This window comes from Duganella callida (genome assembly GCF_004614165.1).
In the GTDB taxonomy this organism is placed as follows: Bacteria; Pseudomonadota; Gammaproteobacteria; order Burkholderiales; family Burkholderiaceae_D; genus Rugamonas; species Rugamonas callida.
Genome location: NZ_SPVG01000110.1, coordinates 1 through 3,101 on the forward strand (window position 1 = coordinate 1; position 3,101 = coordinate 3,101).

The 3,101-nt window shown below is 68.9% G+C and carries 4 protein-coding genes; 1 reads left to right on the top strand and 3 read right to left on the bottom strand.

Annotated features, from left to right (window positions below):
• The 3 genes from E4L98_RS11425 to E4L98_RS11435 all read right to left on the bottom strand — a co-directional run.
• A partial coding sequence (locus E4L98_RS11425) for a TadE/TadG family type IV pilus assembly protein (protein WP_205746701.1) occupies positions 1 to 341 on the bottom strand: 341 nt, incomplete at its 3' end.
• Positions 328 to 771 (bottom strand): TadE/TadG family type IV pilus assembly protein, encoded by a 444-nt coding sequence (locus tag E4L98_RS11430; RefSeq protein WP_135201689.1) that lies wholly within the window; start codon positions 769 to 771, stop codon positions 328 to 330. The genes E4L98_RS11430 and E4L98_RS11425, both read right to left, overlap by 14 nt.
• Positions 768 to 2,243, bottom strand: a complete 1,476-nt coding sequence (locus E4L98_RS11435) for a TadE/TadG family type IV pilus assembly protein (RefSeq protein WP_135201690.1) — start codon at positions 2,241 to 2,243, stop codon at positions 768 to 770. Before E4L98_RS11435 ends, E4L98_RS11430 begins: the two co-directional genes overlap by 4 nt.
• Before the next feature lie 141 nt (positions 2,244 to 2,384).
• Here E4L98_RS11435 and E4L98_RS11440 point away from each other — a divergent pair, with 141 nt between their 5' ends.
• Positions 2,385 to 2,750, top strand: coding sequence for a VOC family protein (locus tag E4L98_RS11440; RefSeq protein ID WP_135201691.1), 366 nt, complete (start codon positions 2,385 to 2,387; stop codon positions 2,748 to 2,750).
• Positions 2,751 to 3,101 lie beyond the last annotated feature (351 nt).

Sequence of the window (3,101 nt, forward strand, 5' to 3'; positions counted from 1 at the left end):
GCCGCCTCGGCTTCGGCCGCCGCGTCGGCCTCGCCGCCGCCGGCCGCCAGCGACAGGTAGTCGATGCGGATGTGGGCGTCGCTGACCGGGGTGCCCAGCAGCAGCAGGCCCGGACTGGCGCGGAACACCGCCGCCTGCCGCAGCGCCGCCATCGCCGCCGGATCGCTGAAGTCGCTGACGGCCGCCGCGTACGCCGCGCGCCGGGTTGCTTCCTGCAGGGTATTGAGCAGGTACAGCGCGCGCGCCGCTTCGATCACGAAGAACATGGCGGTCAGCAGCAACACCAGGCAGCCGGCAAATTCGGCGATCATGGCGCCGCGCTGACGATCAGTTGCCGGCATAGCGCATGGTCTGGCTGGCAATCAGCCACGGGGCGGGAAAATCGTTGACGTAGCCGGGCAGGTCGTTCTGCACGCCCAGTTCCACCACCACCGTGACGGTGGTCGGCAGGACGCCGCCGTTGCACAGGGTGGCGTTGCACAGGATGGTGACAAAGGCGCCACTGGCGGCGGCGCCCATGGTGCCGAGCTCGGACTGCAGGATGGCTTGCGTCACCGCGATCTCCTGGCCCACCAGCGCCGGGCTGTGCATGTTGGTGGCGGACGCGGTCGACAGGTAGCGGGTGGCATCGCGGCTGGCCTTTTGCATGATTTCATAGGTGTACAGCAGGCGGCCGTAGAACACCAGATAGGCCAGCATGGTCAGCAGCACCGGCAGCGTCAGCGCCAGTTCCAGCAGGGCCGCGCCGCCCTGTTTGCGCGGCCGGATCATGGCAGCAGCTCCACGGCGCCGGCCAGCGACGACAGCGCCGCGGCGCCGCCGAATTCGGCGTTCAGGCTGGTGGCGGTGGCCGGCACGGTCATGAAAAAGCGTCCGACGCCGAGCACGCTGGCGCTGAGCACCGCGCCGGCCGGCAGCGGGCAGGCCAGCAGCGCCACGTTGAGCACGCGGCGCCTGGCCAGTCCGGGCTGATGGGCGGCGGACGGCGCCTGGAAGTAGGTCGCGCTGGAGCTCTGGATGTAGGGCGTCGATTGCGTCTGCGTGGCCGGGTAGGACAGGGCGGTGGGCGGATTCGGCGTGTACAGGCTGGCCCAGGCGCTGGCGGAAAACGCGCCGTAGCCGGCCGCCGGCTCGGTGGGCGCGGCGGCGTAGGCGGCATACGGCACCGCCTTGGCGTGCGCCCACAGCGGGCCGTACAGCGGCGCCGTGTTGGTGGCGTCGCCGGGCTGGGGATCGGCGCGCGTCCACAGCCGGGTGCCGCCGCTGGTCCAGGCGCCGGCGCTCTGGCCGGCCGGCGCCGCCGCCATCCAGGCGATGCCGGTGTAGGGGTAGGGTTTGATGTTGGTGTCGGGCGGCGCGTTCTCCGGCGAGCAGTTGTTGTTGCCGTACTGGTCGAAGCGCGAATTCAGGTGGTTGTACAGCGAGGCCAGCGGGAAACCACGCATCACCGTCAGCGCGCCGCCGGTGATGCGGCCCATCGGCATGCTGCCGGTGCAGACAAACGGCCGCACCACGTCGACAGCGAAGTGGGCGGCGGTACCGGTGGTGCCCGGCGGGGCCAGCGGGTCGATGAGAAAATGTTCCGGCGTGATGCCGTCGGGATTCAGCTGCATCAGATCGTAGGCGACGCCGCGGCGGAAACCGAACTCCACCAGTTCATTGTAAGCGGCGTTGCCGGCCACGTTGACGCGCGCGGCCGCCGGCGTCGCCGACAGCGCGCACACCGCCAGCGGCAGCACCTGGGTCGACATGCGGCCGGCCACCGCGCGCGCGGCCGTGCTGGCGGTGTTGGCGCCGTCGCCGCTGCCGCGCATGAAGAAGGTGTGGACCGTGCCCAGGCCGGCGTCCAGCGCGCGCGTGTCGACCCGGGCGTAAAGGATACCGCCCGGCATGGTCTGGGCGGTGGCGGCGTCGACCCAGCCGGCGTCCGCCGCGTCGGCGGCAGCGGCAAAGCGCAGCGCGGCGCTGGACCAGTTCACCGGCAGCGCGTTGTACTGGTAGTGGTAGCTGGCGGCGGTGGCGGCGGCCACGTTCAGCGCGTTGGTGATGCCGGCCACCGTGCCGTCCAGCTGGCGCGCGGCGGCCAGCGCGGTGGCGTCCGCCAGCGCCTGCAGTTCGGCCTTGCGGTTGTACACCAGCGCCAGGTCCAGCGCCAGGCCGATCAGCGCGACCATGCCCATGGCCATCAGGGCGAACATGATGGCGATGGCGCCGTCCTGGCGGCGCAAGGGCTGGCTGGACATGGCAGGCTCCCGGCGGTGGTCACCGCTCGATTCTATCCATGAGGAAATATCGGCAATTGACGCCGCGCAAATGCTACTGACAGAAACTGTCGCAGCAGCCGCTTACCATGGACGCCTTTTCAACCTTTGCAGGAGAACCACATGAGCCCCGACTATGTGCTGTTGTATGTCGACGATCCGATCGCCAGCGGGCATTTCTATGCCGAGCTGCTGGCGCGCCAGCCGGTGGAGACGTCGCCGACCTTTGTGCTGTTCGTGCTGTCGTCCGGCCTCAAGCTCGGTCTGTGGTCGCGCCACACGGCCGAGCCCAAGGTATATGCGGCCGGCGGCGGCAGCGAGCTGGCGTTTGCCGTGGCCGACCGCAGCGTGGTCAACGACATGTACGCCGACTGGTCGGCGCGCGGGCTGGCGATCGCCCAGCGGCCGACCGCGATGGACTTTGGCTATACCTTCGTCGCGCTCGACCGTGACGGCCACCGGCTGCGCGTGCTGGCGCTGGAAGTCTAACAATGGGGACAGACTACGTTTTTGAAAGATTGCAAAATCGTGGTCTGTCCCCGATGCGATGCATTGACATTCAAAATCAAGCGGTGCTATATTGACCATGAATTGGGAACGTTTCCAATTTGATTTGGCGTCACCTTCGTCTCTTCGCCCCGCGAAGTTGCCGGCGCCTTGGGCGGCGCCGGTTTTTTTACCGGCAAACGCGGTAGTATCAGGCATCACCCATAACTAAACGGAGACTGGATGGACAAGCACAGCACGGGCGCGCCGCGCCGGGCAGGGGGCATGCTGGCCGGGCTGGCGCTGGGCTTGGGCCTGGGACTCGGTGGCGCCGGTCACGCCCAGGCCGCAGCC